A 23,900-nucleotide genomic window follows, 5' to 3' on the forward strand; every position below is an offset into this window, starting at 1 on the left:
GAATTGAAGGTTAAGTTTAAGGTAAAATTTAAGGTAAAATTAAGCCGAGTGAGATATCAATTAACCTGTGATACTACAGCTCTCACAGCCCGATTTTTAGCTTCAGACTTTCCACTATTACTGTTTCAACATTCGCTTTTCATTACGTCCACTAATGCTTCCGCAAGGTAGCTAACTTGGGCTTGTTTTAAACCCGCAATGTTAATTCTGCCATTTAACATACCGTATATTGCATGTTTTTCACGTAAAGCGATCATCTGCTCTGGCGTTAACGGTAACAAAGAAAACATACCTTTTTGTCTTGTTACTGCTTGTAAAGAAACCGGTGCATTCATTTCTAACAATAAGTTTCCTAATGCTTTACGTAAATCATTAATACGCTCTCTGCACACTGACAGTTCGGCTAACCAAGGTTCAGGATCTGAGAACAATAACGATGCGACTGCCGCACCATGATTTGGTGGCATAGAATAGTTTGCACGCGTAATACGTTCTAATAAAGTACGTAAAGGAGCATGTTGAGAGTGATCATTTGTTATCACCATCGCGACCCCAGTACGCTCACAATATAACCCCATATTTTTTGAACAACTTGCCGCCACCAGCATGAAATCAACTTGATCAACAAACAGTCTTAAGCCAGCAGCATCTTCTTCAGGCCCATCACCAAAACCTTGATAAGCGATATCAATAAAAGGCACGACTTTTTTAGCAAGACAAAAATCAATAAATTGTTGCCACTGAGCGAGTGAAGGATCTACGCCAGAAGGATTATGACAACTCCCATGTAACAATAAGATATCGCCTTCTTTCGCTTGCTCTAGATCTTCAAAACACGCTTCTATATCTAAAACGCCTCCAACATGCTGCCAACGAAACGGTTCAACGTTGAGGCCAGCCCCTTCCATAATTGGACGATGATTAAGGTAACCTGGGTTAGTATTCCAAATTACAGCATCGGGTGATAGTGTCGCAACAAAGTCGGCGATAACTCTTAACGCACCTGAACCACCAACGGTTTGAATAGTGCATTGATCAGAAAATCGCTCACTGTCACCCAATAAAAATTTGGCCATGTGGTCATTAAACTCAAGATTTCCAGACAACATTTTATAAGACTTTGACTCGGCTGCCGCAGCTAATTTTTGTTCTGCTTTCTGTACTTGTTGCATCACAGGTGTTTGCCCTGTCTCATCACGATACACACCCACTAACATATCAATCTTATGGTCTCGTTGGTCTGCATTAAATTGATGTAATAGCGCCCAAAGAGGATCGCCTTGGACAATAGGTAAGTTTTCTAACATAACGACATTCCTTAAATAACAGGCTTAGAGAAAAGAACTAAATAAAAGTACTAAGTAAAAGTACAGAAATACCCATACTTAAATAAAAAAACTTAAAAAAATAAACTAACAACGACTCGATAAAATAACGCCTATCACTGTTAAGGCGACTCCAATACAAACAAAAACAGATAATGATTCACCTAAAATCGGCACGGCTAATAATGCAGTGGCGGCTGGAGAAAGTGAGCCTAGCACTGAAGATCGAGCTGAACCTAATTGGCTTACAGCATAAGAAAAGCAAATAGTTGCCACTACGCCAATACCAAGCCCTTGGATTAAAATAAATGGTAACGCTTGTTGGAAAGAGAAATGCCCCAAGTTACTTGGCACCATACCCGTTGCAATCAGCAGTAACATAATAAAACCTGAGAGGTAAGAGATAATAAGCGTAATAGTCATTGGTTTCAAAGCGATTTTTCTAAGGCCAATGATATAAACAGACCAAAGAAAACTAGGGCGTGTTGATCTTTCAAGAGTGATTTTTGAACAGCATGGTGGAAATGTATAATGGTTTCGCCAAAAATCAACATACAAGAATACCACCATGCCAAGAACAATGTTAACAGATGCACTGTGGCTAAAGCTATTACAGTTAATGCAACACAGTGGAAGAATTTATAACAAACCCGAACATAGAATGACCTTTGAGGGGATCCTTTTTAGAATGCGGACCGGTTGTCCATGGCGAGACTTACCAACTGAATTTGGGAAATGGAGTGCTGTATTTCGGCGCTTTAATTTATGGTCAAAAAAAGGCGTTTTACTTAATTTATTCAACTGGTTATCAAAAGATACAGAGTCAGAATGGCTGTTTATTGATGGTAGTATAGTCCGTACTCATCAGCATGGAACGGGTGCTGCCACAAATGACGATGAAGCAATAGGTAAAAGCAGAGGCGGTAACTCAACAAAAATTCACTTAGCAGTGGATAGTTATGGGCTCCCCGTTTGTTTTTCATTATCTGGAGGTCAAGTACACGATATTATCCATGCCGAAGAGCTGATAAATCAATCTCCTAAATCATCTTATATTGTTGCAGATAAAGGTTATGACAGTGAAAAGCTTAGAGAGCATATACATGAAAAAGGTGCCATTTCAGTCATCCCTAGACGAAAAAACAATAAAACAGGAAACAATGACATAGATTGGTGCCTGTATAAGTATCGACATTTAGTTGAAAATGCATTTGGAAGAATTAAAAATTTCCGAGCAATAGCAACGAGATACGATAAATTAGAACAAAATTATGCAAGCATGGTTGCTTTAGCATTCACTATTATGTGGCTCCCTATGCATGCAGAGTAATTATTGAGCACCAAAGATCAACACGCCCTAGCACTAAACAAAAAACAAATACCAATAATCACATCCAACGACATATCTTCTGACTCGCCAACAATCATAATTAATATGCCAACTAATATAAATGAGAGTGTAAACAATCGTTTTTTAGAGAGTGCTTGAGCCAGAAAGAAGTAAGAGATAATAGCGACAAAGAATGCAGGAGTACCAGCGAGTATGGTCCCAACGTAAGCCACAGGAACACTTTTAGCACCTAATGCAGCTAAGAAAACAAAAGGAATTCCACCAAGCAAAATAAGTGCAATATCGGATAACTTCACTTTTTTGATAGTTTTACAATGAGAAACCAACCAGGGTGACAATAATATTGCAGGTACTAAAAAACGAATTAACGCGACATCAGCAATCTCTAATGCTGAGCCATCAATAATACGTATAGTCAAAGCAAAGCCAGACCAAATGAATAAAACCAATAACATTGAGATATATCCCCAAATAACAGGGGAATTTAAAGCGATAGAGAAGTTATCGCTTAATCGTTTATAAACGTTGCCTTTATAAACATTACTTTTATAGACATTACCTTTATAAACATTGCTACTAACCTGCTCTTTATGGTGACTATGCTGTTGAATTTTTTGCATTTTTGAAGTCCTACCAATTGTTTATAAAAAGTATCTAATAAACAATATTATCCATTAAAAGCGACGCTCTTATCGCTCAAAGAAAGGCCAAAAACCTCAGATATTAGCTGATACAATCGATATATAAACAAACTAAGCATTAAATCACTAAAAATAAGAGTCAGGTGAAGAATGGATAAAATAGACCAACACATATTGAAGCACCTTCAAAAAGAAGCACGTATATCAATAGCAGACCTTGCCGATAAAGTCGGTTTATCCGCGTCTCCCTGCGCCAGACGCTTAAAACGATTGGAAGATGAAGGCTTCATAAAAGATTACCAAGCCAATCTAAATAAAGAAAAAGTCGGTATTAATATGACCTTTTTTGTTGAAGTGAGCTTAGATAGACACCAAGAAAAAGCCATTGAAGAGTTTGAAATTGCGTTATTAAAAATTGAAGAAGTGATCAATGCACATATCGTTTCAGGCGCTTTTGATTACTTATTAGAAGTTGTTAGCCCAAATTTACAAGGCTATGAAACCTTCACCACTAAACTCCATAAAATCTCCAGCGTTAAAGATATCCATACACATTTATCTGTTAGACAATTAAATACGCAACGAGAACTGCCTATGTATATTTAGGTGTTATGAAAAACTCAGGAGTTATATTAACGAGCTCAGAACTTGGCAGGTTAAACGTTGAAAGTCATAACTTTTGTTGTTGATAAAAATAGCAGAATAACGAAATAGCAAAATAATAAAATAATAAAATAATAAAATAACGATGCACAGCCTTATTTAATCAATGAATATTAAATAGGGTTATGCATTTTCTAAGCTAAATATTAACTTAAGCATCAGCCCTTAAGCATTAACCACAAAAAGAATAATTAAATATAATCTCGTAATGCGAACGATAATTGCTGTTTACGTTGTTGGCAACAGAAACTAGCAGTAATGCTGTTCTCAACCAGTTTAATCATTTGTTCTTGAGTCATATCTAATGATTGAATTAACGCTTCAAAATTCTCAGTCATATAGCCACCAAAATAAGAAGGATCGTCAGAATTCACTGTGACACAAATGCCTAGGCTTAATAGATCTAAAATATTATGCTGGTTCATATCATCAAATACTTTTAACTTAGTATTTGATAATGGACAAACAGTCAATGGTATTTGACTCTCCTGTAAGTATTTAATCAAAGCAGGGTCTTGAATGGCATTAACGCCGTGATCTACTCGTGATACTTTTAAATCATTAATCGCGGTCCAAATATAATCTGCAGGCCCTTCTTCACCGGCATGCGCAACCGTTAATAAACCTAACTCACGTGCTTTAGCAAAAACACGGCTAAACTTCTCAGGCGAATGCCCTAACTCAGAACTATCTAAGCCTACTCCTTTAAGTTTATCTAAGTGGTCCATCGCCAATGTTAAAGTAGCGAAAGCACTTTCTTCATCTAAGTGACGCAGAAAACACATGATCAATTCACTGCTGATACCTAGCTTTTCTTCGCCGTCTTTTAACGCACGATCAATCCCATTGATGACAGTAGCAAAACTAATACCACGTTCAGTATGTGTTTGAGGGTCAAAAAATGGCTCTACATGGAGTACATTTTGCTCTTTACACTTTAATAAATAAGCCCATGTTAAGTCATAAAAATCTTGTTCAGTCACTAAAACGGTTGCAGCTTGATAATAAATATCTAAAAAGTCTTGTAGCTGAGTAAATTGAAATGCTTGCTTTACTTCCTCTACGTTTTGATAAGGTAATGTAAGTTGATTACGAACCGCTAAATCAAATAGCATTTGGGGCTCTAAGCTCCCTTCTAGATGTAAATGCAATTCTACTTTGGGTAATTGCGCTAACCAGCTTAATAACATAGGGTCGGCTTCAGGAGAGCTGTCTGGATTTAATGTTGAATGCGGCATAATGTTCTCTTTTAATTTTACACTGGTTAAGCATAACTAATTTCTCATCCATAAAAATAAAAACAATCATTATTTAACAGTATAAACTCTGAAATAAATGTTAAGTACTTTAATTAAAGCTTGTTTTATAAGCACTAATCATTATGATCACAGGATTAAAGACCCTTCCCAGCTCGACGTAAGACCTGTCATAAAAGCAATAAAAAATTAAGGACATAACATGTATAAATTTTTTGAAAATTTAGTGCCTGCACTAGATGATCAAGAGCCAACTCAACCGCCTAAAACGCTAGTAGCTTTTTGTATGCATTATACAAAAGGTTATAAAAAAGCGCTTTTTGCGATGACACTATTAACCGCTTTATTAGCGATTTTAGAAGTGTCGTTATTTGGTTTTATGGGACAGCTAGTAGATTGGTTAATCACTAAAAACCCAGAAACCCTATTACAAGATGAAGGCCAAAAATTATTAATCATGTCAGTCATTGTATTGGTTTTAATTCCTTTATTAATACTGCTGCATTCTTTAATTGTTCACCAGGTTTTACTCGGCAATTACCCAATGTCGATACGCTGGTTTGCACACCGTTATTTATTAAAACAAAGTGTTTCTTTTTATCAAGATGACTTTGCCGGTCGTATCGCTACCAAAGTAATGCAAACCGCATTAGCAGTACGTGAAACCGTCATGAAGTTATTAAATGTCATGGTCTACATTTTAGTTTACTTAATTTCTATGATTGTGATGGTGGCACAGGCCGATTACCGCTTAGCGATTCCAATGTTAGTATGGTTGGTTATATATACTTGTATTCAATACTATTTCATTCCAAAATTAAAAAAAGTGGCAGTAGAACAAGCTGATGCTCGATCAACGATGACCGGTCGTATTGTTGATAGTTACACCAATATATCAACCGTTAAGTTATTTGCGCATACTGACTCAGAATCAGCTTATGCTAAACAAGGGATGACTGGTTTTTTAGAGACGGTTTACCGCCAAATGCGTTTAGCAACAGGTATCAACATTTGCGTACAAATCTCAAATTACACCTTAGCGTTTGCAATCACAGCCTTGTCAATATCGTTATGGATGCAAAGTGCTATCACAGTCGGCGCGATTGCCGTCGCGATCAGTTTAGCACTGCGTTTAAACGGTATGTCACAATGGATCATGTATGAACTAAGTGCCCTATTTGAAAACATTGGTACCGTAACAGACGGCATGAACACACTTGCTAAACCCAATATTATTAAAGATAAAGAAGGGGCAAAACCATTAGTGGTTTCTGAAGGTAACATCTACTTTAAACAAATGAGTTTCCATTACGGTGAAAATAAAGGCGTGATTGAAAACTTTGATTTGAATATTAAAGCAGGTGAAAAAATTGGTTTAGTCGGCCGTTCAGGCGCAGGTAAATCAACCTTAGTCAATCTATTATTACGCTTTTACGATGTTGAAAAAGGCCAAATTATTATTGATGGTCAAGATATCAAAGCAGTGCAACAAGAAAGCTTACGTTTACAAATAGGCATGGTGACTCAAGATACTTCATTGTTACACCGCTCTATCCGTGAAAACATCCTCTACGGACGCCCAGATGCAACGGAAGAGGAAATGGTCAATGCAACGAAACAAGCGCAAGCACATGAATTTATTTCAACGCTAACAGATAACGAAGGTAATGTTGGATACGACGCGCAAGTAGGCGAACGAGGCGTGAAGCTTTCAGGTGGTCAACGTCAGCGTATTGCTATCTCTCGCGTACTATTAAAAGATGCACCGATTTTAGTGTTAGATGAAGCGACATCAGCCTTAGACTCAGAAGTTGAAGCGGCGATTCAAGAAAGCTTGTATGAATTAATGCAAGGCAAAACGGTGATTGCCATTGCCCACCGTCTATCGACTATTGCCGCTATGGACCGTTTAATAGTATTAGATAAAGGTAATATTATTGAGCAAGGTAGCCACCAAGAATTGATTGCTAAAAATGGTGTTTATGCACAATTATGGGCACATCAAACAGGTGGTTTTTTAGGAAGTGAATAGCTTTATAACGCTTGCGGTTTACGTTAGTAATATAAAAACTAATTATCTAATCATTTACGGTTAATAAAAACTAGCTTAATCATTTACTATTAAGCTAGTTTTTTACCTAATATCTATTTTAAGATCAATAGTTCAAGATACTTAGCTTAATTCACCTCGTTTTAGGAGCTTAGTTTAAAGTAGTAACTTCAAATTTACATTTAAAATAATTTTAAATGTATTACACAAAATAATATATATCTGCCCTATTCAACGAATACACTTTATTAATTACTATTTAAAATAATATTTAATCTATTATTATACTTATTTATTTGATGCCGCTAATCCAATACCAAAACACATAAAAAGACCACCACTCACTTTATTCAGAACTTTTCTTCCTGTTGGTTCTAATAGTTTACTTTTAGCAAAGCTTGATAAAAAAGCATACCCGCTATGAATAATAATAACTAAACCACAAAAAGTTAAAGATAGAAGAATAAATTGGTTAATATAACTTCCTTGAAAACTAATAAATTGAGGAAATAAGGACATAAAAAATAATATAGGTTTAGGATTTGAAATAGTAAGAGAAAGTCCTTCTAGATAGCATTTTTTATTCGATTTATCTTGTAGCATAATGTCACTATCTAAAGATGTTTTAGCTCTCCACATTTTGATACCAAGATAAATCAAATAGACGGCTCCAATTAACTTAACAATGGTAAATGCAATGGATGAGGTCGCTAAGATAATTCCAACGCCTGACGCAGAAAGAATAGAAACAGCCAACATCCCCGTTGCAACTCCTAATATCCCAGAAAAAGTTTTTGAAGACTCTCTCTGTATTGCGTTATTAATAGTTAAAATAATACCAGGGCCTGGAATAGCGATCGTCAATGCAGCAACGGCTATATAGAGTAAATAATTATCCAAAGTTATTCCTTATAAAAACATTATGTTGAACAATAAAAAACTATCATACTTTTTGGAAAACGCATGCTCTAATCACTTAATCATTATCTACACAGCAGTATTTTTATTAGACGATTAAGTAGTGTATTAAATTAATAAACTATCTATTTTATCTAAAATAGTGATGTAAATTACCCTATTCAATATAAATCTAATAGAGGAAGTAGTCTAATATAATAAGCAAATCTCAATACTTAAATTCCAATAGTTAACCCACTACAATCCTTACCTAACCAATATGTTTGATTGCGCTTTTAACAGAACTTGATATGATTTGGCACAATTATAGTCGGGGAGCCTTAGGCTGAGAACGAGTGTGATATCAAGACTTATTGATAAAGCATCGATACCCGTTGAACCTGATACAGTTAACACTGACGCAGGGAACTATTTATAAACCATCCCTGTAGCATCTCTTTGCTGATGTTGGTTGATATAAGTTCCGCTCGCGTTTTCATCGGAGCCATTATGTCTGACCTTATTCTTAACGCTATTTGTACACCTAGTAGCACCCCGATTGTATTGACTATTGCTGGTTCTGACAGCAGTGGCGGTGCAGGCATTCAAGCCGATATCAAAACTATTTCTGCGACAGGCAGTTACGCTTGTTCTGCAATCACTGCCATTACTGCACAAAATACACTTGGCGTATCCGCTATATTTCCGATTCCACTTGAATATGTTGAAAAGCAGTTAGACGCTGTATTTAGTGATCTCAACATTGTTGCTGTAAAAGTGGGTATGTTAGCTGATTGCGACATTATCAAAGTGGTTGCTAAAAAACTCAAGCAATACAAACCAGCCTTTTTAGTCATCGACCCTGTCATGGTAACAACCAATGGCGATTTACTATTAGAAAAAGTAGCCATTCAAACCTTAAAAACAGAATTACTGCCAATGGCTGATTTAATCACGCCAAACTTGCCTGAAGGGGCGGCGTTAATTGATAGCCAACTTCCCACTAGCGAACAAGAAATGCAGACAATGATTGATGCATTACGCCTGTTAGGCGCTAAAGCAGTCTTATTAAAAGGTGGGCATTTAGAACAAGACGAAAACAGTAATGATTTATTAATTTTACCGAATTCAGTACAGCAACTTACAGCAAAACGCGTTGATACTAATAACAATCACGGTACAGGCTGCACCTTATCTTCAGCCATCGCTTCTTATCTCGCTCAAGGTAATGAACTGACAACAGCAGTGCAACTGGGTAAAGACTATATTACGCAAGCACTACAACATGCCGACCAACTTAAAATTGGTAAAGGTCGCGGCCCTGTTGACCATTTTTACAAGCTGAATCGATAGATGTTAAGCATGACCAATAAGCATTCGTCGAAGCAAGTAGTGCCAAAGCAAACAATGCCAAAGGAATCAGTCTCAAAGCAAGCAATATCGAATGAAATAAATGCACCGAGTATTGATATTAAAGATGCAAGCTTACGTTATCACCATAGTGAACAGTACGTATTGTCATCGCTGAACATGCACTTTCCTGCTGCACAATGGACCTGTATTTTAGGGCGAAGTGGTTGCGGTAAAAGCTCCCTATTACGTTATCTCGCTAATTTATTGGTTGATAAAGTAACATGGTCAGGACAACTATCCACCAGCAGCAACCTACCTTTACAAAACCAAATTGCTTATATGGCCCAGCAAGATTTATTAATGCCATGGTTATCGGTATTAGATAACGTTCTGTTAAGTGAAAAGCTCAGTAACAAAAGTCACAAGACTGATAGACAACAAAAATCACTACACATTGCAAAAGCACAACAGCTATTAGAGCAAGTAGGCCTGTCCGATAAAACACATTATTTACCGCAGCAATTATCTGGTGGCATGCGTCAACGAGTTGCACTAGCGAGAACCTTAATGCAAAACAAACCAGTGGTATTGATGGACGAACCTTTTTCAGCATTAGATGCAGTCACTCGCTATCGTTTACAAAACCTAGCCCATCAATTATTAAAAGATAAAACGGTGGTGTTGATTACTCACGATCCACAAGAAGCGATTCGCTTAGCTAATCAGCTGTACATTATGCAAGGTCAACCTGCCTTTGCAGAATCATTAACAGTGCCTGATAGCCAGATACCAAGATCCTTTGATACTCAAAGTGCCAGCTTGCAACAACAAATTCTGGATCGATTGGAGCAAGATTATGAGTAATTTACCTCCCATGATTAACCTAGCGAAACCGATTAAAAGTAAGGACAAAACCCTACATCCAGTATTACGTTCGTTACTTACTTTTGCAGTGATTATTGCCATTTGGCAAGCTGTTGTGATCGTATTTAAATTACCTGCTTTTATTCTACCTGAGCCTTTATCTGTGTTCGAACGTTTGATTGCACGCTATGACGTTTTATTAAGGCATAGTTGGGTGACCACTCAAGAGATCATACTCGGCTTATTATTAGGCTTATCCATGGGCTTATGTTTTGCCTTGCAGATGTTGTTATTTAAACCAATCAAACGTTGGTTATTGCCGATTTTAATTACTAGCCAAGCGATCCCCGTTTTTGCCATCGCGCCTATTTTGATGATCTGGTTAGGTTATGGCATTGCTTCAAAAATAGTCATGGCTGCGATGATCATCTTTTTCCCTGTTACAACTTGTTGTTATGACGGGTTAAAAAACACACCGACGGGTTATCTCGACTTAGCTAAGACCATGAATGCCAGTAAATGGAAGATGTTACGCCATATTCAATTGCCAGCGTCATTACCTACTTTGGCCTCTGGTATTCGTGTCGCTGTGGTTATTGCACCGATTGGCGCCGTTGCTGGTGAATGGGTTGGTTCAAGTGAAGGCTTGGGTTATTTAATGCTGCAAGCTAATGCTCGTATGTTAATAGATGAAATGTTTGCTGCTTTATTCATCCTGTCTACGATTTCAGTCGGCTTATATTTCATCACCGATAAGTTATTAAAAAAACTGATCCCATGGGAGGTCTAAAAGCGCGTTTTCTATTATTCAAAATAGCAAATCAAAGTAGCAAAAATGAGTACCCGTTTGCGCTCAACTAAAGCGCAACCATATTAATTTATAAACAATGCACACTCTTTAAATACAATAAGGAAATACACTACATGAAAAAGAATTTCATCTTAACCACGCTTACTTTAGCGGCAACCTTGTTCTCATTTTCAGCACAAGCTGAGGATAAAAAAGTCACTCTGATGTTGGATTGGTTTGTTAACCCGAACCATGGCCCAATTATCGTGGCACAGCAACGTGGTTATTTTAAAGAACAAGGCTTGAACGTCATTATTCAAGAGCCTGCCGATCCAAGTATGCCACCAAAACTAGTAGCTGCAGGCAACATTGACCTTGCTATAACTTATCAACCGAACCTAATTATTGATGTTGCAGAAGGGTTACCTTTAGTGCGCTCAGCAACATTAATCGCTACGCCATTAAACACATTAATGGTATTGGATAACGGAAAAATTAATTCGCTAAGCGATTTGAAAGGTAAAAAAGTAGGTATTGCTATTTCAGGAAGCGAAGAAGCGACCATCGGTAAAATGCTAGAAACCGTTAATGTCAGTTACGATGAGTTAGAGATCATTAACGTGGGTTGGGCATTATCAGCGTCATTAGCATCGGGTAAAGTTGATGCAATTTGGGGTGGTCTACGCAACTTTGAAACGAACCAATTGGCATTAGAAGGTTTTAAAGCTAAGGCTTATTTCCCTGAAGAACATGGTGTTCCAGCTTATGATGAACTTATATTTGTAGCTAATGCTAAAAAATATGATGCTGCGATGATTAATGCTTTTAATAAAGCCCTAGAACAAGCCACTATTTATATTGTTAACCATCCAAAAGAAGCTTGGAATGAGTTTGTTAACTATGCACCAGATACCTTAAACAATGAGCTTAATAAACGAGCATGGCGCGATACGTTAACACGTTTTGCATTACGCCCTGCTGCTATCGATTTAAAACGTTACGATGATTACGCGCAATTTATGTTTGATAACAAGCTAATTAAAAGCCTGCCAAAAGCAAAAGATTATATGCCTACATTCAAGTAATGAAATAGCTTAATGTCCGTTGAAAAAACGGACTAAAAATTCACTCAATAGCAAATTTAAAACAGTGAGAAAATCATGAACCATAAAGATTTAATCAATGCTTGCCAGTCTGACTGGAATGACTATACAAAGCACCCTTTTGTGATGCAATTAGGCAACGGAAGCTTAGCGCAACCCTGCTTTTTACATTACCTAAAACAAGACTTTTTGTTCTTGAAGCAATATTCGCGTGCCTATGCATTAGCGATTTATAAAGCGAATACGTTAGCAGAAATGCGTAAAGGCCTTGCGAGTGTGCAAGCATTGTTGAGCTTTGAGATTAATCACCACATCACTTACTGTGCAAATTGGGGATTAACCGAGGCTGATTTAGAAGCAGAAGATGAAGACTTTGGCACGGTCGCCTATACACGTTACGTTTTAGATACTGGCATGTCTGGCGATATTGTTGATCTTTATGTTGCGTTAGCACCTTGTTCAATTGGTTATGCTGAAATTGGTCGCTTATTAGCAAATGACAAAAACACTAAAATTGAGGGCAATGAATTTGCTAGTTGGATTGATTTATATAGTGGTGATGAGTTTCAACAAAGCATCATCGACAGCACCGAACATTTAGACCAATTACTCGCAGAGATTGATATCAATAGCCAACGTGGCCAGCACCTTCTAAAAGTATTCAGAACAGCGACTAGAATGGAAGTGGCTTTCTGGCAGCAAGGTTTAAATGCCGCGATTTAGCAAATACTGTATTAAGTTTTGTATTAAAGCCACCTTGTATTAAAGAGATCTTGTCATAAATAAAACAGTGAGCGGAGGATTAACGATGCAAACAATACCGAAAGAAGATACCCAGAAAGAAAGTATACAAAAAGAAAAAACCAAGCTAATTGTCGATGCGTTACACGCATTACGTACGCAAAAACCGTTAGTCGTCAACATTACTAATTATGTGGTTATGAACAATACAGCGAATGCTTTATTAGCAATTGGTGCATCACCGATCATGGCACATTCTCGTCAAGAAATGGCTGAAATGATGTCATTTAGTGGTGCATTGGTTATTAATATCGGTACCCTAGATAGCCAATGGGTTCCGCGTATGATTTACGCGGTTGAACAAGCAAACGTACATGAAAAAGTCGTGATATTAGACCCCGTTGGTTGTGGTGCGAGTACATTACGTACGGAGACTTCGCGCCAAATAGCAGCATTGGCAAAACATTTAATTATTCGAGCAAATGCTTCTGAAATAATAGCGTTAGCCGGTGAAAAAGCGCAAAGCAAAGGTGTAGATTCACTTGATAGTAGTGAAATGGCCGTGGATGCCGCTCGCTACTTAACTGAAACTTATCATTGTAAGGTAGTTATTTCTGGCGAAGTCGATTACATCATTACCGCTGACAGTGAAATCACATTGCATAACGGTCATGCAATGATGCCAAGTATCACGGGAATGGGGTGTAGTTTAAGTGCTTTAACCGGCGCTTTTGCTGCGATTGGGGAAGACTCTGGTTTAGCCGCAGCCGCTATATTAGGTGTTGCAGGTGAAATTGCAGCAGAGCAATCCGCCGGCCCTGGCAGTTTACAAATGAATTTGCTTGATGTGTTATATCAATTAGATGCCACTGCTATTAATAAACGTTTAAAAATGACTGTAAAATAGTGGCTAATTTAAAGGTGTTTTTTATTCTTCATGGAATATTAAGCGCCTTTATTAGGTACCATTACTCACTCTATTTTCAAGGAAAACACCATGAACCCGTACCGCTTATATTTAGTGACAGATGATCAGCAAGATCTACAAACACTAAAGCACGTTGTCAAAGAAGCCGTTGTAGGCGGTGTTACCATGGTACAAGTCCGAGAAAAAAGGGGTGATGTACGATCTTTTATTGTTCGCGCTCAAGCAATTAAAACTATTCTAAAAGGCACTAACGTAGCACTTATCATTAACGATCGTGTTGATGTCGCATTAGCCGTTGATGCTGACGGAGTTCACTTAGGACAATCGGATATGCCCGCTGAATTAGCACGACAATTGATTGGCCCTAACAAGTTACTCGGCCTATCTATTGAAAATGAACACCAGCTATTAGAAGCGAATGCACTCTCCTTGGATTACATTGGTTTAAGTGCAATTTTTGCAACACCAACTAAAACAGATACTAAAAAAGAATGGGGAATAGCAGGCTTAACGAATGCATTAACAAAAACAAATTTTCCAGTCGTTGCGATTGGCGGCATCAACCAAAGCAATTTAGATGACATTATAAAAACCGGTGTTGATGGTGTCGCGTTAGTGTCTGCTATTTGCCATACAGATGATCCTAAATCGGCTGCTGCAGCCCTGTTAAAACAAATACACGCAGCTATGCCATAAGCTTTTACAATCAAAGCACTTAACCACAAAGTTAAAGAGATAAAAAAGTTAAAAGAAGGTTAAGTCAAAAACCTTAAAATTAACAACTAATTTTAACGGTCTGAGTTCTACATATTTTCACTTTCATCTATTCTTGTTGCCTTTCTTCGTGCCCTTCGTGTAGCGCAGCGCTTCGTGGTTAATATTTTTTAATTTTTAAACTTTTTCTTTGCTTCTGACTTAATATTTTTCTATTCATGGCTCCTCAAACGCAGCATTTCTATTAAGAATAACTTACACTAATATTCATCTTGTTAATTAAATCGAAACCCTTGGCTGATTATGAATATCACACTTAAGCAATTACATGTCTTTATGACGATCACACAAGAAAAAACCCTAACCACGGCGGCAGAAAAGCTATTTTTAAGCAAACCAGCGGTGAGCATGGCATTAGCCGAATTAGAAAAACAACTTGGCCATAAACTGTTTGAGCGTACTAAGAATCGATTATTAATTAATGAAATGGGGAGAGCCTTATTACCCTTAGCCGATGAACAATTAGAGCGTAGTAAGGCAATCACTAGTTTATTTGATAATCATAACTTCCAAGGAAAGCTAAGAATTGGTTCAAGTAACACAGTCGGCAATCATTTATTACCGGCTTTATTAGCGCAGTTTCGAGACATTAAAAATCATCAAGACCAGCTTCTATGTATTGATAACAGCACCACTATTGGCGAAAAGCTAAAAGAATACGAATTAGATATTGGGTTAGTTGAAGCTTTATTAGTGGATAAACAATTACATATCGAACGTTGGATACAAGATGAAATGGTTGTGGTTGCGCCCCCTGAACATCCCTTAACCAGTAAAAAATCAATTACTGTAGAAGATTTAAATCACCAACATTGGATATTACGAGAGCAAGGCTCGGGTACTCGTGACTTTTTTATTACGCACATTGGTCAGCATTTAACAGACCTAGACATTACCTTTGAACTGACGACTACTGAAGCCATCATTAATTGCTGTGCAGCGGGTTTAGGGGTTTCTTGTATGTCACGAACAGCCGCTAGGCATGCACTGCAAGATAAACGCTTATGTACTCTACCTATTGATATCGACATGTCTCGCGATCTTTATTTAGTGTGGCACAAAGATAAATACCAAAGCCCGATACTAAAAGAATTTATAGAATACGCACGACAATGGAATTTGCCTTTTTAAACGAGTGAGCGCCAGTAACTAATAGTGAAAGCAGGCAATAGGCTAAGTAACTAATAGGTTACACAGCGAGTAGATTAAGCACTCAGTGAACTCACCTAAAAATAAAATAAGATAAAAAGTTCACCTAATGCAAATAATAAAAAAGCTTGATGGGTTTCCCCATCAAGCTTTTTAGTTAATTAAACTATTTAATTAACTATTTAGTCATCACTATCTACTGATCGCAATGCTTCTCTTATAGCGAATGGTACTTAAGCTTTCGAGTCAGCATATTTTTGTTGGAAAGCGGCAAACTCTGTATTTGATACTTTACCGTTACCATCAGTATCTAACATTTCAAATGTCGGACGCTTGTTACCTTTACGGTCTGCACGCTTTGCATCTAATTCTTGAGCTGTTATTTTACCGTCAGCATTACCGTCAATTTTATCGAAGTTGTTAAGTAAACGCCCTTTTGCTTCGTCTTTAGTAATGGCACCGTCATTATTTGCATCAATTGTTGAGAATGATACTTTTTGATCATGCTTACCTTTCTTCATGTTTTTAACTAATTCAAATTCAGCAGATGTAATAGAGCCATTTGCATCTGTATCTACTTTCTCAAAATGTTTAGCTAAACGACCTTTTGCTTCATCTTTAGTAATGGCACCGTCATTATTTGCATCAATTGTTGAGAATGATACTTTTTGGTTATGCTTACCTTTCTTCATGTTTTTAACTAATTCAAATTCAGCAGATGTAATAGAGCCATTTGCGTCTGTATCTACTTTATCAAAATGTTTAGCTAAACGACCTTTTGCCTCATCTTTAGTGATAGCACCATCGCTGTTTGCATCTAATTTAGCAAAGCTAACTTCTTTATTACCTTTTTTATGACCTTTTCCTTTATGCATTTTTTGCATTTCTGAGAATTCAGCTTGAGTAATAACACCGTTTTTATCGCCATCGACTTTATCAAAATGTTTCGATAGGCGGCCTTTTGCTTCATCTTTTGTAATTTTACTATCGTTGTTTGTATCGAAAGAACCAAAGTCTAATTTATGATTGCCCTTGCCTTTATGCATTTTTTCTAAGGCTGCAAATTCAGTTGTTGAAATAGAGCCGTTTGCATCACTGTCGATTTTATCAAAACCTTTTAACAAACGACCTTTTGCTTCATCTTTTGTAATTTGATTATCATTGTTTGCATCAATAGAACCGAAATCTAGTTTATGATTACCTTTGCCTTTATGCATTTTTTCTAAGGCTGCAAATTCAGTTGTTGAAATAGAACCGTTTGCATCACTGTCGATTTTATCAAAACCTTTTAACAAACGACCTTTTGCTTCATCTTTAGTGATTTGACCATCTTTGTTAACATCGACTTTAACGAAGTCTACTTTATGGTGACGCTTACCTTGCTTCATTTTTTTAGCTGCATCAAATTCAGCGCTAGAAATTGAACCATCATTATTTTTATCGAAATCAGCAAATGTAGGTTTTTTAGCTTCTCTCATTTTTTTCATTTCAGCAAACTCAGCTTCACTGATTAAATCATTGCTATCTGCATCAATTTTATCAAAATGCTTCGCTAATTTACCCGTCGCTTCTACGACACTAATTTGGCCATCTTTATTAAGATCGAACTTTGCAAAGTCATATTTAGCTGAGTTATTACCAGCAGCCATTGTTAGCGAACTTGAAACGATTAATGCAACACCACTTAAAATAAATAACTTTTTCATATAAACCTCTTTTTTACTTAGAATATAAAGCTCTCTTCTGAGCCGATGTAGAGACTATAGATAAGCATTGTGTAGAGAATATGGATAAAAAAAGGAGTTAACTCTTTTGCTGGATTTCTAGGGATATAATTTAAACGAGTAAAAAATCAAATAGGTCATAAAGGAAGTAAGTAGGAATTCTATAAAATGTTAACAGGTGATATTAATAATACAACCAATAACACTTAACCAAGATCGAGCATACAAATGAAGCACATTAAAAAATAACTAAAGTGGCATCACCTAACACTCGCCCCTAAAGCCAAATACCTAATACTCCATTTATAAAGCTAACCTTCAAAAAATGTATCAATATAGGCTTTAAAATTATACCAATCTAAGTCATTATCTAGCCATTTATGCTTGTTAAAATGAAGCCTAACTTCGTTGTTGATTTTGTAATGAGAATAACGAGTTACTGCAATCAACGTATTGCTATTATCCATTTTCCCTAACGCCTAAATAGACCATTTACTTATCCAGATTGGTATTAATGGAACCAGCGACCTGCTTATTAAAAATGCAGGTTTATTCAAATCGCTGGTTTACTGGCTATGATGAGAGCAACTACAGAGCAAATTTGTAACCGACACCGTAGATAGATTGAATGCAATCAACCTCTGCATCAACGTTTTGAATTTTGCGACGTAAGTTTTTAATATGACTATCGATAGTTCTATCTGTCACTACACGGTTATCTGAGTAGATTTGAGTCATTAACTGCTCTCGACTAAAGACTTGCTCTTTATGTTGGTGAAAATGCGATAGAAGGCGAAATTCAGCACGTGTTAAGCTAACTTCTTTGCCTTTCACTAATACTTGCATCGTACTTTCATTAATACTTAATATTTTATCAACCATTTTAATTTCATCGGTTGAGCGGCGTAGGATATTTTTGACTCTTACAACGACCTCTCTTGGGCTATACGGCTTACAAATATAATCATCCGCACCTAGCTCCAAACCAATTAAGCGATCAATCTCATCGATTCTAGCGGTCGCCATTACCACTGGAATATCGGTAAAAGTACGTAACTCTCTGTAAATATCTAATCCATTTTTCCCTGGTAACATTAAATCTAAGATTAATAAATCAACTGGATTTTGTTTAACCCATTCAATCACCTGCGAACCATCAGTAATAATATGAGTGATTAAACCAGACTGAGTAAGATACTCGCCTAAGACTTGCGCTAATGATTCTTCATCTTCCACAATTAAAACATGCTGTGACATTGTAATTCCTTTATTAACTCTCTGAGATAGGTAGATAAATAGTAATAGTTAATCCACCTAAAGCTGAATGTGTTGCTATCATTTCACCTTGATGTGCTTTTACAATTGTTTGGCAAATGGATAACCCTAAACCAGAACCGCCACTCAAACGACTGCGAGACTCGTCAACACGATATAAACGTTCAAACAATTTAGGTAAAGCCTGATCGGGCACACCTGGTGCGCTGTCTTCAATACATATTTGAAGCTGCTGCTTATTTTGTTTTAATTTAACCTGTAATAATCCCGGCGCATCGGTGTAACGTAAACTGTTCTCTAGTAAGTTAGAGAACAACTGTGTTAATGATTTTTTATCGCCTTTAATATAAACAGGCTTTTTAAGGTTAAAGTCACTTTGTAATTGAATTTGCTTTTCTTGGCAACGTAATTGGTATTGTGAACAACTCGTTGCTAGCACTTGTTGTACGTCAACAGACTCAGCCAAATCAAACTGCACTCCTGCATCAGACAACGACAGCTGATATAAATCATTTACTAATTGGCTCAAGTTTTGTACTTGGTTATGTAATGAATCAATATACTTAGGCTCTGGCTTACGAATGCCATCCTGTAATGCTTCTATTTCACTTTTTAAGACAGAAATAGGAGTACGTAATTCATGAGAAATATCGGCTAACCATTGCTCTCTATTTTCTTTTTGACGCAATAGGCTGCTACTTAATTCATTAAATCGTAACGATAGCGCCGCTAATTCGTCTTCTCCTTTAACGTCTATTTGCGTTAAGTAATCACCTTCTTGTAATGAATTTGCTGCATTTTCAAGACGCTTTAAAGGCGTTAAAAAGTGCCTAACTAACAACAAAGCTAAGGTAAATGACAGCAACGTTACCCATAAAACAATCCACATTAAATTATATTGTTGTTGATGATAGAAAGTACTCTCAAGCTCCCCTGGAATAACGTAACGCTTTTGTGTTGTCACCCAACCCACGGTTTTTTGTTGGTATATAACAGGCACTTTAATAATTTCATTTGTCGATTTAGATTTTCTTTGACTAAAAATCGGCTGATCGTTTTCATCCAACACGACGATACGTTTAAACAAACGTCTTATAAGCTCTTTTCGCGCCTTTTTAGGTTCATTGCCATCGCCTCTTGGACGATTAAATACCTGTGATAATACGCTTAACATCGTATCAGGCGTTAACCCTTGCCAGCCATTTTGCTCAGAGTAATAAGGTGCAATATATTCAGAGACAATTTCTAATCGCTCCTCTTCCCCATGATTTAGATACTTTTGTAGACCAGTTTGAAAACTGTCGTTAATAGACCACGCCATTCCCAGCACCATCAAAGCACTAATAAATAACATCGAGAATAGAATTTTTTTGAATAAAGTAAGACGCATCAGCACCCTTTTCACTAAAATGAATGAAATAAACATTGTTAACTTTAACGCAAAGCAGCTTGATTGAGGTTATTATTTTTTAATTTTTCGTTAAATTAGTTTAATCGCAACATCTAATAGCACTTTTCATTTATCGGATAAATTGAGGATACTCTGAGAAATTAATACCAATTACATTAAATAAGCATTCTAAATTTTGCGCAAAAAAAAGCCACTAAGTGAATCACTTAATGGCTTTATGGATACTCACGTTATAAAACGTTTACGTTGAGCTTTCCCCACTCAACATAATGACTACAATCGAAAATTAAATATTATCGACAGCAGCGTTTAACGTTTTACTTGGACGCATTGCAGCAGATACTTTAACAGGGTCTGTATGGAAGTAGCCACCTAGGTCAACAACAACACCTTGTGCATCGTTAAGCTCTTGAACAATAACCGCTTCATTGCTTAGTAATGCTTCAGCCAATGTTTTGAACTGTGCTTGTAATTCAGCATCTTTAGTTTGTTCAGCAAGCGCTTCAGCCCAGTACATAGCTAAGTAGAAATGGCTACCACGGTTATCTAATTCACCGACTTTACGTGAAGGAGATTTATCTTCTTTTAGGAATTTACCATTTGCTACATGTAATGCTTCAGCCAAAATAACTGCTTTCTCATTACCTGTTTTAGCAGCGATATCTTCAATCGATACAGCCAATGCTAAGAACTCACCTAAAGAATCCCAACGTAAGTGGTTTTCTTCAACAAATTGTTGAACGTGTTTAGGAGCAGAACCACCAGCGCCAGTTTCAAATAAACCACCACCTGCAAGTAATGGAACAATTGAAAGCATTTTAGCACTTGTACCCAACTCTAAAATTGGGAATAAATCTGTTAGGTAATCACGTAATACGTTACCAGTTACAGAGATAGTGTTTTTACCTTCTTTAACACGTTGTAATGAGAACTTACATGCTTCAACAGGCGTTAAGATTTGAATATCTATACCTGTTGTATCGTGATCTTTTAAGTAAGCATTTACTTTAGCGATTAAGTTTTTATCGTGTGCACGATTTTCATCTAACCAGAAGATGGCTGGTTGGCCAGTTGCTTGTGCACGGCTTACTGCTAAACGAACCCAATCACGGATTGGAATGTCTTTAGCTTGACACATACGCCAGATATCACCTTGCTCAACATCGTGAGACATTAGCGTGTTACCTGCTGAATCAATTACTTTAACCGTACCCGCTTCAGTGATTTGGAATGTTTTGTCGTGTGAACCGTATTCTTCAGCTTTTTGAGCCATTAGACCTACGTTTGATACGTTACCCATTGTTGCTGGATCAAACGCACCATTTTCACGACAGAATTTAATTGTTTCTTCGTAGATACCTGAGTAACAACGATCTGGGATCAATGCTTTAGTATCTTCAAGATTACCTTCTGCATTCCACATCTGGCCGCTAGAACGAACCATAGCAGGCATAGAAGCATCGATGATCACATCACTTGGTACGTGTAAGTTAGTGATACCTTTATCAGAATCAACCATTGCTAAGCTAGGACGAGTTGCGTAAACCGCTTGGATATCAGCTTCTACTTCTGCTTTTTTAGCTGCATCGATATCAGCAATCTTAGCGTAAACATCACCTAGACCATTACGCTCATCAACACCTAACTCTTTAAATAAGTCTGCATGTTTAGCAAATACATCTTTAAAGTAAACAGTTACCGCGTGACCAAACATGATTGGGTCTGATACTTTCATCATGGTTGCTTTAAGATGTAAAGAAAGCATGATGTTGTTTTCTTTTGCTTCAGTCATTTCTTTTTCGAAGAAATCACGTAATGCTTTAGCGCTCATACGAGATGAATCGATTAGTTCATCTTTTAAAACAGGGGTAGATGCTTTAAGTACTGTGCTTACGCCAGCTTTATTAGTGAATTCAATTTTCACATCGTCATCTTGACCCAATACAACTGATTGCTCAGAGCTGTAGAAATCGCCATCAGACATATCAGCAACGTGTGATTTAGACTCTTTAGACCACTTACCCATACGGTGTGGATGATCTTGAGCGTACTGTTTAACCGCATCAGCAACACGACGGTCCGAGTTACCTTCACGTAATACAGGGTTTACTGCACTGCCTAATACTTTTGCATAAACTGCTTTTATTTCTTCTTCTTCAGGCGTTTTTGCTACTTCAGGGTAATTAGGTAGCGCAAAACCGTGAGATTGTAGTTCTTTAATCGCCGCTTGTAATTGTGGGATTGATGCACTTACATTCGGTAATTTAATGATGTTTGCTTCTGGTGTTTTTGCTAAATCACCTAATTCTGCTAATGAGTCTGCTTGCTGTTGTGCAGCTGGCAACTTGTAAGAAAAGTTGGCAATAATTCGACCAGCTAAAGAGATGTCACGCGTTTCTACAACAATGTTTGCCGCTTTAGTGAATGCATTAACAATAGGTAATAGAGAGTGAGTTGCAAGCGCAGGTGCTTCATCTGTTTGTGTATAGATGATCTTTGCTGATTTATCTGTCATTTTATTTCCTTTAACAAAAAATTATGAAGTGAATTAATATCGTTAAAAATGTTATCAAATTGTTACGCATAATAATTACGCGCATATCATATCGAAAAAAACAAAATTATCTAGTTTCATACCCTTAAGTCATCGATTTTAACGTGATCTTGATCGTTATTTGTGAACTCGTACTTGTTAACATAAAGTAACAAGATTCCAATGGGCTATCGTTTTTGATGTTATAAACATAACATTTAATAAGCAATACTGTCTGCACTATTTATTCTGATACAATAACTCTTTTGACTGCTTTAAGGGCAACAAGTGAATCAACCTCCAATAAATAAAACCAATAACAAATTTAAAGCAGACTCAACAGCAAGTAAGCGATCTGGTAAAAAACCTACTCACTTTAATGTAAAAAAAGCAGCGCATAAAAAGTTTGTACCGAAAAAGGTACTACCTAAGTCAATGCAAAAAGTAGTCTTATTTAACAAACCCTTTGATGTATTAAGTCAATTTACCGATGAAGGTAATGAAGATTCAATGCGTGAAACATTAAAAGACTATATTGATATTCCAAATATCTATGCTGCAGGGCGCTTAGACAGAGATAGCGAAGGTTTATTAGTATTAACCAATGATGGACAACTTCAATCAGAGATTACCCAACCAGGTAAAAAGACAGAAAAGACTTATTGGGTACAAGTTGAAGGTGCACCTAGCGAAGCTGACTTAGATAAGTTACGCAAAGGCGTTAAATTAAAAGATGGCATGACCATGCCAGCAAAAGTAAAAATAATGGATAACCCTGATATTTGGGAACGTTACCCTGCAATTCGTGAACGCGCTAATATTCCAACAACGTGGTTAAGCATTACCATATCAGAAGGTCGTAACCGCCAAGTGCGTCGTATGACTGCTAACATCGGCTTTCCAACGTTACGTTTAATACGTTACTCCATTGGCGAATGGACAATTAAAGGCTTAGCTAACGGTACTTACACCGTGCTTAAAAATACTTAACACAAAACTAGCCATTGATAGTGAATGGCTAGTTTTAGCGAAACTAAGTTAAGTTCGCTTATATTAACAATAACGATGCTAT

The 23,900-nt window shown here is 36.9% G+C and carries 22 protein-coding genes and 1 riboswitch; of the genes, 12 read left to right on the plus strand and 10 right to left on the minus strand.

Annotation, left to right across the window (positions count from 1 at the left end):
* Positions 1 to 125: 125 nt before the first annotated feature.
* Positions 126 to 1,307 (minus strand): aromatic amino acid transaminase, encoded by a 1,182-nt coding sequence (locus SP041_RS12835; protein WP_025562251.1) that lies wholly within the window; start codon positions 1,305 to 1,307, stop codon positions 126 to 128.
* A gap of 105 nt (positions 1,308 to 1,412) precedes the next feature.
* A complete protein-coding gene (locus tag SP041_RS12840; RefSeq protein ID WP_137297875.1) occupies positions 1,413 to 1,895 on the minus strand; it encodes an EamA family transporter in 483 nt (160 codons plus the stop codon).
* On the opposite strand from SP041_RS12840, the gene SP041_RS12845 reads away from it, so the two are divergent.
* The gene (locus SP041_RS12845; RefSeq protein ID WP_137297876.1) at positions 1,894 to 2,655 is read left to right on the plus strand and encodes an IS5 family transposase; all 762 of its coding nucleotides are present in this window, start codon (positions 1,894 to 1,896) and stop codon (positions 2,653 to 2,655) included. The two genes, SP041_RS12840 and SP041_RS12845, sit on opposite strands and share 2 nt — an antisense overlap.
* 17 nt (positions 2,656 to 2,672) lie before the next feature.
* On the opposite strand, the gene SP041_RS12850 is transcribed toward SP041_RS12845, so the two are convergent.
* Positions 2,673 to 3,296, minus strand: coding sequence for a DMT family transporter (locus SP041_RS12850; protein ID WP_025563829.1), 624 nt, complete (start codon positions 3,294 to 3,296; stop codon positions 2,673 to 2,675).
* Between the two features lie 171 nt (positions 3,297 to 3,467).
* On the opposite strand from SP041_RS12850, the gene SP041_RS12855 reads away from it, so the two are divergent.
* Positions 3,468 to 3,923: an Lrp/AsnC family transcriptional regulator gene (locus SP041_RS12855; protein WP_025563831.1), complete on the plus strand. Its 456-nt coding sequence runs from the start codon at positions 3,468 to 3,470 to the stop codon at positions 3,921 to 3,923.
* A gap of 248 nt (positions 3,924 to 4,171) precedes the next feature.
* On the opposite strand, the gene SP041_RS12860 is transcribed toward SP041_RS12855, so the two are convergent.
* Positions 4,172 to 5,218 carry an adenosine deaminase gene (locus SP041_RS12860; protein ID WP_025563832.1) on the minus strand — a complete coding sequence of 349 codons (1,047 nt, stop codon included), beginning with the start codon at positions 5,216 to 5,218 and terminating at the stop codon, positions 4,172 to 4,174.
* Between the two features lie 220 nt (positions 5,219 to 5,438).
* Here SP041_RS12860 and SP041_RS12865 point away from each other — a divergent pair, with 220 nt between their 5' ends.
* Complete coding sequence (locus SP041_RS12865; RefSeq protein WP_025563834.1) at positions 5,439 to 7,268, plus strand: ABC transporter ATP-binding protein; 1,830 nt, start codon at positions 5,439 to 5,441, stop codon at positions 7,266 to 7,268.
* A 306-nt stretch (positions 7,269 to 7,574) separates the two neighbouring features.
* Here SP041_RS12865 and SP041_RS12870 read toward each other — a convergent pair whose 3' ends face one another.
* Positions 7,575 to 8,186, minus strand: a complete 612-nt coding sequence (locus tag SP041_RS12870) for a LysE family translocator (protein ID WP_025563835.1) — start codon at positions 8,184 to 8,186, stop codon at positions 7,575 to 7,577.
* 319 nt (positions 8,187 to 8,505) lie between these two features.
* Positions 8,506 to 8,628, plus strand: a riboswitch (TPP riboswitch).
* A 65-nt stretch (positions 8,629 to 8,693) separates the two neighbouring features.
* Here SP041_RS12870 and thiD point away from each other — a divergent pair.
* From thiD to SP041_RS12910, 8 genes are all read left to right on the plus strand, one after another.
* On the plus strand, positions 8,694 to 9,536 hold the full coding sequence (gene thiD / locus SP041_RS12875) for a bifunctional hydroxymethylpyrimidine kinase/phosphomethylpyrimidine kinase (protein WP_025563837.1): 843 nt from the start codon (positions 8,694 to 8,696) through the stop codon (positions 9,534 to 9,536).
* Between the two features lie 9 nt (positions 9,537 to 9,545).
* On the plus strand, positions 9,546 to 10,400 hold the full coding sequence (locus SP041_RS12880) for an ABC transporter ATP-binding protein (protein WP_346763648.1): 855 nt from the start codon (positions 9,546 to 9,548) through the stop codon (positions 10,398 to 10,400).
* On the plus strand, positions 10,393 to 11,190 hold the full coding sequence (locus tag SP041_RS12885; RefSeq protein ID WP_025563841.1) for an ABC transporter permease: 798 nt from the start codon (positions 10,393 to 10,395) through the stop codon (positions 11,188 to 11,190). Before SP041_RS12880 ends, SP041_RS12885 begins: the two co-directional genes overlap by 8 nt.
* A 134-nt stretch (positions 11,191 to 11,324) precedes the next feature.
* Positions 11,325 to 12,275: an ABC transporter substrate-binding protein gene (locus SP041_RS12890; RefSeq protein ID WP_025563843.1), complete on the plus strand. Its 951-nt coding sequence runs from the start codon at positions 11,325 to 11,327 to the stop codon at positions 12,273 to 12,275.
* A 75-nt stretch (positions 12,276 to 12,350) separates the two neighbouring features.
* On the plus strand, positions 12,351 to 13,016 hold the full coding sequence (locus SP041_RS12895; RefSeq protein WP_025563845.1) for a TenA family protein: 666 nt from the start codon (positions 12,351 to 12,353) through the stop codon (positions 13,014 to 13,016).
* Between the two features lie 85 nt (positions 13,017 to 13,101).
* The gene (gene thiM / locus SP041_RS12900) at positions 13,102 to 13,941 is read left to right on the plus strand and encodes a hydroxyethylthiazole kinase (RefSeq protein ID WP_025563847.1); all 840 of its coding nucleotides are present in this window, start codon (positions 13,102 to 13,104) and stop codon (positions 13,939 to 13,941) included.
* 90 nt (positions 13,942 to 14,031) lie between these two features.
* Positions 14,032 to 14,658 (plus strand): thiamine phosphate synthase, encoded by a 627-nt coding sequence (thiE, locus tag SP041_RS12905; protein WP_025563850.1) that lies wholly within the window; start codon positions 14,032 to 14,034, stop codon positions 14,656 to 14,658.
* Between the two features lie 321 nt (positions 14,659 to 14,979).
* Entirely contained in the window at positions 14,980 to 15,867 is an 888-nt protein-coding gene (locus tag SP041_RS12910) for a LysR family transcriptional regulator (protein WP_037048603.1), read from the plus strand.
* A 251-nt stretch (positions 15,868 to 16,118) separates the two neighbouring features.
* Here SP041_RS12910 and SP041_RS12915 read toward each other — a convergent pair whose 3' ends face one another.
* The 5 genes from SP041_RS12915 to SP041_RS12930 all read right to left on the minus strand — a co-directional run bounded on the left by SP041_RS12915 (position 16,119) and on the right by SP041_RS12930 (position 22,810).
* On the minus strand, positions 16,119 to 17,591 hold the full coding sequence (locus tag SP041_RS12915; protein WP_137297877.1) for an EF-hand domain-containing protein: 1,473 nt from the start codon (positions 17,589 to 17,591) through the stop codon (positions 16,119 to 16,121).
* Between the two features lie 329 nt (positions 17,592 to 17,920).
* Positions 17,921 to 18,076 carry a hypothetical protein gene (locus SP041_RS20875; RefSeq protein ID WP_170968551.1) on the minus strand — a complete coding sequence of 52 codons (156 nt, stop codon included), beginning with the start codon at positions 18,074 to 18,076 and terminating at the stop codon, positions 17,921 to 17,923.
* 121 nt (positions 18,077 to 18,197) lie between these two features.
* On the minus strand, positions 18,198 to 18,866 hold the full coding sequence (locus tag SP041_RS12920) for a response regulator (RefSeq protein WP_025563854.1): 669 nt from the start codon (positions 18,864 to 18,866) through the stop codon (positions 18,198 to 18,200).
* A gap of 13 nt (positions 18,867 to 18,879) precedes the next feature.
* Positions 18,880 to 20,205 (minus strand): ATP-binding protein, encoded by a 1,326-nt coding sequence (locus SP041_RS12925; protein ID WP_240791466.1) that lies wholly within the window; start codon positions 20,203 to 20,205, stop codon positions 18,880 to 18,882.
* A gap of 376 nt (positions 20,206 to 20,581) precedes the next feature.
* On the minus strand, positions 20,582 to 22,810 hold the full coding sequence (locus SP041_RS12930) for an NADP-dependent isocitrate dehydrogenase (RefSeq protein WP_025563858.1): 2,229 nt from the start codon (positions 22,808 to 22,810) through the stop codon (positions 20,582 to 20,584).
* Between the two features lie 306 nt (positions 22,811 to 23,116).
* On the opposite strand from SP041_RS12930, the gene SP041_RS12935 reads away from it, so the two are divergent.
* The gene (locus SP041_RS12935) at positions 23,117 to 23,818 is read left to right on the plus strand and encodes a pseudouridine synthase (RefSeq protein WP_025563860.1); all 702 of its coding nucleotides are present in this window, start codon (positions 23,117 to 23,119) and stop codon (positions 23,816 to 23,818) included.
* The last annotated feature ends 82 nt before the right edge of the window (positions 23,819 to 23,900 follow it).

This window comes from Psychromonas sp. SP041, from assembly GCF_000470315.2.
Classification (GTDB): domain Bacteria; phylum Pseudomonadota; class Gammaproteobacteria; order Enterobacterales; family Psychromonadaceae; genus Psychromonas.